The sequence below is a fragment of the Streptomyces torulosus genome (assembly GCF_001419765.1).
Taxonomy (GTDB): domain Bacteria; phylum Actinomycetota; class Actinomycetes; order Streptomycetales; family Streptomycetaceae; genus Streptomyces; species Streptomyces torulosus.
The window spans coordinates 1-5,288 of sequence record NZ_LIRK01000677.1 but is presented as its reverse complement, the minus strand read 5'-3'; the positions used below and the strand labels follow the sequence as shown (position 1 = coordinate 5,288).

The following is a 5,288-nucleotide window of genomic DNA, read 5'->3' as shown; positions in this document are numbered from 1 at the left end:
CGCGCCGAGCGACGCGGACGGGGCGGGGCTCGACAGGCGGGAACGCGCACCGGGCGATGCGGACGGAGTGGGGCTCGAAGCGCCGGAACACGCACCGGGCGATGCGGACCGGGCGGGGCTCGAAGGGCCGGAGCCCGCACCGGACCGCACGGACGGCGCAGGGCCCGACGAGCGGGAGGGGCTCGGGGACGGTGCGGCCGAGCTGTGCGAGCCGACCCCGCGGCGGGGCGGCGCGGACGGCGCGGATCGCAGGACCCGCGTCACCGTCCTGGTCGCGCTCGGCGCGAACCTCGTGANNCTCCTCGCCGCGCTGCGCCGCAGCCGCCGCCCGGCGGACAGCCGCCACCCCTTCGGCTACGGCAAGGAACGCTTCTTCTGGTCCCTGCTCGCCGCCGTCGGCATCTTCGTCATGGGCGGCTGCTTCTCCGTCTTCCAGGGCTTCCACGCCCTGGCCGGCGGCTCGGAGGACTCCTACGACGGCTATGTCGCCGGCCTCGCCGTCCTCGGCGTCGCCCTGCTCTCCGAGGGCGCCTCCCTGCTGCGCGCCCTGCACCAGGTGCGTGCACAGGGTGGCGCGGGCGGCCTGCGGGACCCGGCGCTGCGGACGGTCGTCGCCGAGGACGGCACCGCCGTACTGGGCGTGACCCTCGCGATCGCCGGGATGGCCCTGCACATGGTGACGGGGCAGGTGCTCTGGGAGGCGCTCGCCTCGTTCGGGATCGGCGCCCTCCTCATGTACGTGGCCTTCTGGCTCGGCCGGGACGCCCGCGAGCAGCTCATCGGGCGCGCGGCGGGCGCCGAGGCGAGCCGCAAGATCCGTGCCCTGCTGGAGGCGCAGTCCGAGATCGACAGCGTCGAGGCCCTGCTCACCATGGAGCTCGGCCTGGACTCCACCCTGGTGGCCGCCCGCGTGGACCTCGTCCCCGGTCTCGACAGCGAACGGGTCGAGGAGATCGCCGTACGCATCAAGCGCTCCATCGCCCACATCGTCCCCGAGGCCGAACAGATCTTCCTCGACGTGACGGACGCCCGCGCCGCCCGGCGGGCACGGCAGGTCGAGCGGGGAGAGCCGGGGGAGCGGGCCGCGGGGGGCGAGAAGACAGCGAAGAGCCCCGCCGCGACGGGGGAACGCGGCGGGGCCTGAGACTCGGATGCCCGGCGTCCGGGGGATCATGCGCGTCGTTCCGAGGATTTTTCTCCCCTCGACCGGGCACCCCGGCCTCGCCTACGCGCCCGGCGCCGGCTCCAGCACGAAGACCGGTATCTCCCGGTCGGTCTTCTTCTGGTAGTCGTCGTACGGCGGGTACGCGGCGACCGCCCGCTCCCACCACAGGGCCTTCTCGTCCCCGGTGACCTCACGGGCCGTCATGTCCTGCCGGGTCGCGCCGTCCTGGAGCTCCACGTGCGGGTCGGACGTGACGTTGTGGTACCAGACGGGGTGCTTGGGCGCGCCGCCCTGCGACGCCACGACCGCGTACCGCCCGCCGTGCTCCACGCGCATCAGCGGGGTCTTGCGGATCTTGCCGCTCTTCGCGCCGCGGGTGGTGAGGATGACGACGGGCATCCCCGTGTCCAGCAGCGTCGTCCCCTCGGCGCCGCCCGAGCTCTCGTACAACTCCACCTGGTCGCGCACCCATTGCGTGGGGCTCGGCACATACTCGCCTTCAAGAGGCATGGGGCAACAGTCCCTTCCTGTCGGGTCCGGATACCGCCCCGTCTTCAACACACGCCCCCGCCGTTTTCATCCTCACCGGGTGGTCCGGGCGCGGAAACGGTTCCCGCGCCCGGACCACCCGGTGTTCAGGACGGCAGCAGCATGCCTGCCGCCAGCACCGCGATGACGGCACTCGACACGAGCCCCGTCGCCAGCCGCCCCAGGTGCCCGGTCAGCGCGCGGCCGAGCAGGGCACCGCCACCGGCCAGCAGCAGCTGCCAGCTCGCGGAGGCGAGGAACGCGGCGAGGACGAACACCGCCTGCTCCAGCGGGCGTACGGCCTCGGCGGCGTGGCTGCCCAGGACGAGCGCGGCGAAGTAGACGACGGTGGTGGGGTTCAGGAGGGTGATCCCGAGGAGCGCGGTGTACGCGCGTGCCGGGCCCACCGGGTCCCGTTGCTGCCGGCCGGGCAGCCGCCGGGCGCGGTACTGGCGCAGGGCCGTGACCGCGCCGCGCACCGCGAGCGCGAGGAGCACCAGGGCGGACGCCCAGCGCAACGGCATCAGCACGGGCTGGAGGGCGACCGCGAGCGCGGTACCGCCGAGGGCGGCGACCAGGGCGTAGAGCCCGTCGGCGGTCGCGACGCCGAGAGCGGCGCACACGCCGGTGCGCAGGGACGTACGGGCGGTGAGGGAGACCAGATAGGTCGCGACCGCTCCGACGGGGATGGCGATGCCATAGCCCGCGAGGAGCCCCGCGACGAGCGCGGCCGTCATGACCGGGGCGGCGTCGGTCCCCACGGTCGGCCGGACTGCTGCTGGCCCCGCACCGGACGAGCGGCGGCGGAGGTCGGCGGCAGGAGGGCGTCGGCGATGTGCATGGGGCAGAGCTTGGAGCCGGGCGCCCCGCCCACGCAATCGAATTACGGCGCCGGGCCGGGGACTAGCGGCGCCGGGCCGGGGACGAAAGCGGCGCCGGGCGGGGGACGGATGTGGCGCCGCCGCAGGTGCGCAAGTATCCACCTGGACAGGTATTGACCCGGGAATCCCGGCCTCCTTATCTTGTTTGGAATCAAATGAACTTGGGGGTGTCATGGGCGCCACACCACGCATGCTGCTCGTGCTGAGCGAGAACTGGACGCTGACCGGCGGCCGGGCCGATCTGCCCACCGCCGTGCGGTGGGCGCGCGAGGCGGAGGACGCCGGGTTCGACTCCGTCATGGTCAGCGAGCACATCGTGCTCGGTCCGGACGCCGGGGCCGCCGGCCTCATGGGCAACCCCCGCGACTACGCCCTCCCGGGCAACCAGGACCCGTACACCCCCTGGCCCAACTCCCTGCTCCTGCTCGCCGCGATCGCCTCCGTCACCGAGCGCCTGCGGCTCGCCGCCGCCGCGGTGCTCGCCCCGCTGCGCCACCCCCTGCTGATGGCCAGGGAACTCGGCACCCTCGACCTCATCAGCGAGGGACGGCTGCTGGTGCAGCCCACGGTGAGCTGGAGCAAGGACGAGTACGACGCGCTCGGCGTGCCCTTCGGCAGCCGGGGGCGACTGCTCGACGAGCACCTCGCCGTCTGGGCGAAGGCGTGGGGACCGTCCCCGATCTCCCACGACAGCGAGCACTACCCGTTCCGGGACGTCTACTTCGAGCCCAAGGCGTACCGGCCCGAGGGGCCCCGGCTGTGGTTCGGCGGGCAGCGGCTGCACGGCCCCGTGCTGCGCCGCCTGGTCCGGTACGGCCACGGCTTCCACCCGCTCGGCCGGCCCACGCCGCAGGACATCCAGGCGCTGAAGGAGGCCATGGCCGCGGCGGGCCGGGACATCGCCGAGCTGGAGATGATCGGCGGCACCCAGGCGGTCTTCCCCGACGACCACTCCCCGGCGGACCTCGGCGCGGCCCTCGCCTCCCTGCCGGAACAACTGGAGCAGGGGTTCACCACGTTCTGCGTCAAGCCGAACCAGTTCATCGACGACCCCGACGGGGTGGGCGCCTTCTGCAAGGAGGTCATGCGCCGGGTGACCGCCCTCACGGGCTGAGACGGGGGAGGGGCCCCGGACGTGGCTCGCGCCCGTCCGGGGCCCCTCGCGCGGGCCCGACGCCGTCAGCGCTCGAAGACGACGCCGCCGTCGAACACCGTCATGTCGACCTCGACACGGGTGACGTCGTGCGGGTCGAGGTCGAGCAGCGGCCGGTCGAGGACGCACAGGTCCGCCACCTTGCCCACCTCCACCGAACCCTTCCAGTCCTCCGCGAAGTCCTGCCGCGCGGGGTTGATCGTGTACGCCCGCAGCGCCTCGGCGAGTTCCACGCGCTGCTCCGGGCCGCTGACCCGGCCGCTGGCCTTCGACTCGCGCAGCAGCATCCCGGCTACCCCCTGCCGCCAGTCCGGCTCCGTGACCGGCGCGTCCGAGCTGGCGCACACCGAGACGCCCGCGTCCAACGCCGAGCGCACCGGCCACTGGTACGCCGACCGCTCCGGGCCGACGACCTCCTCCATCAGGTCGGACACCGTCCACTTGATCGCGGGGTTCATGTTGACGCCGTAGCCGTGCGCGGCCAGGCGGGCGAGACTGCGCGCGCCGATGAAGTCGCCGTGGATGACGTAGTGCCGGGCGTCGGGCCGGGGCAGCTCCCGTGCCGCGGCCAGGAACGCGTCGACCACCAGGTCGATGGCCCGGTCGCCGGTGACATGGACGCCCAGCTGGTAACCCGCCTCGTGCGCGACCCGGATCATCTCGAACAGCTCGTCCACCTGGAGGTCGGGCGTGTGCCCGTGCACGCAGAGGGAGCCGTGACCGCCGTCGAGGTAGGGCTCGTTCATCCAGGCCGTACGGTTCGGGGGCACCCCGTCGGCGAAGATCTTCACACCGATCGCGTTGAGCCGGCGGGGGTCGGCCGACTCGGGGCGGTGGAGCTCGGCCAGCCCCTTGCGCATGTCCGCGGCGGAACCGCCCATGGGCGCGGGCAGCAGCAGGACACTGACCCGGGCGTGCAGACTCCCGGAAGCCGCCAGGTCGGCGTACGCGGTCCAGTTGTCGGTGCTCAGAGCACCGAAGACGGTCTCGGAGCCGCCGGGGCCCAGACCCGGCTCGGTGTAGCTGGTGATGCCGCGCGAATGGAGGCCGGCGACGACATGGCGGATGGCCTGGCGACGCTGGTCGAGGGTGGGGGAGGGCACGGCGGCCTGGAGCAGTGCCGCGGCGGACTCGCGCAGCACGCCGGTCGGATGCCCGTCGGCTTCACGGTCGATGACTCCGCCGGCGGGTGGCCGTGTGTCCGCGTCGATCCCGCACCGGCGCAGCGCCTCGCTGTTGGCCCACACCGTGTGCTGCGAGGAGTCGGTGAGGCAGACGGGGTGGTCGGGCGCCACCGCGTCGAGGTCCAGCCGGTGCGGGAACCGCCCCGGCTCGGCGAGACACTCCGCCAGATAGCCCGCGTCCCAGCCGATGCCGACGATCCACTCGCCGGGCCCGGCCGCCCGTACCGCCTCGNNGGCGCCGTGCAGATGCGAGTCGTTGATGCCCGGCAGGACGGTCCGCCCCGCCAGCTCCACGATCCGGGTCGCCGGCCCGGCCAGCGCGCGCATTTCGGCGTCCGTGCCGACCGCGACGATCTCCCGGCCGCGCACGGCCACGC

At 73.8% G+C, this 5,288-nt stretch carries 4 protein-coding genes and 3 pseudogenes; 3 read left to right on the top strand and 4 right to left on the bottom strand.

Annotated elements, in window-relative coordinates:
- Positions 1-67: 67 nt before the first annotated feature.
- Positions 68-296 (top strand): annotated as a pseudogene (locus AOK23_RS52130) (hypothetical protein); the annotation flags it as partial.
- A 2-nt stretch (positions 297-298) separates the two neighbouring features.
- A partial coding sequence (locus AOK23_RS37160) for a cation diffusion facilitator family transporter (protein ID WP_240496732.1) occupies positions 299-1,144 on the top strand: 846 nt, incomplete at its 5' end.
- 81 nt (positions 1,145-1,225) lie between these two features.
- Here the strand turns inward: AOK23_RS37160 and AOK23_RS37155 are convergent.
- Positions 1,226-1,675: a nitroreductase family deazaflavin-dependent oxidoreductase gene (locus AOK23_RS37155; protein ID WP_055716895.1), complete on the bottom strand. Its 450-nt coding sequence runs from the start codon at positions 1,673-1,675 to the stop codon at positions 1,226-1,228.
- Between the two features lie 125 nt (positions 1,676-1,800).
- Positions 1,801-2,430, bottom strand: a complete 630-nt coding sequence (locus tag AOK23_RS37150) for a LysE family transporter (protein ID WP_206336400.1) — start codon at positions 2,428-2,430, stop codon at positions 1,801-1,803.
- A 316-nt stretch (positions 2,431-2,746) separates the two neighbouring features.
- Here AOK23_RS37150 and AOK23_RS37145 point away from each other — a divergent pair, with 316 nt between their 5' ends.
- Positions 2,747-3,688 carry an LLM class flavin-dependent oxidoreductase gene (locus AOK23_RS37145; RefSeq protein ID WP_055716893.1) on the top strand — a complete coding sequence of 314 codons (942 nt, stop codon included), beginning with the start codon at positions 2,747-2,749 and terminating at the stop codon, positions 3,686-3,688.
- 65 nt (positions 3,689-3,753) lie between these two features.
- On the opposite strand, the pseudogene AOK23_RS37140 reads toward AOK23_RS37145, so the two are convergent.
- Positions 3,754-5,143, bottom strand: a pseudogene (locus AOK23_RS37140) (amidohydrolase); the annotation flags it as partial.
- 2 nt (positions 5,144-5,145) lie between these two features.
- Positions 5,146-5,286: pseudogene (locus AOK23_RS50810) on the bottom strand (metal-dependent hydrolase); the annotation flags it as partial.
- Positions 5,287-5,288: the final 2 nt, after the last annotated feature.

Coding starts and splice junctions, on each gene's coding strand:
- AOK23_RS37155 (WP_055716895.1), bottom strand. CDS start 1,675: ATGCCTCTTGAAGGCGAGTATGTGCCGAGCCCCACGCAATGGGTGCGC.
- AOK23_RS37150 (WP_206336400.1), bottom strand. CDS start 2,430: ATGACGGCCGCGCTCGTCGCGGGGCTCCTCGCGGGCTATGGCATCGCC.
- AOK23_RS37145 (WP_055716893.1), top strand. CDS start 2,747: ATGGGCGCCACACCACGCATGCTGCTCGTGCTGAGCGAGAACTGGACG.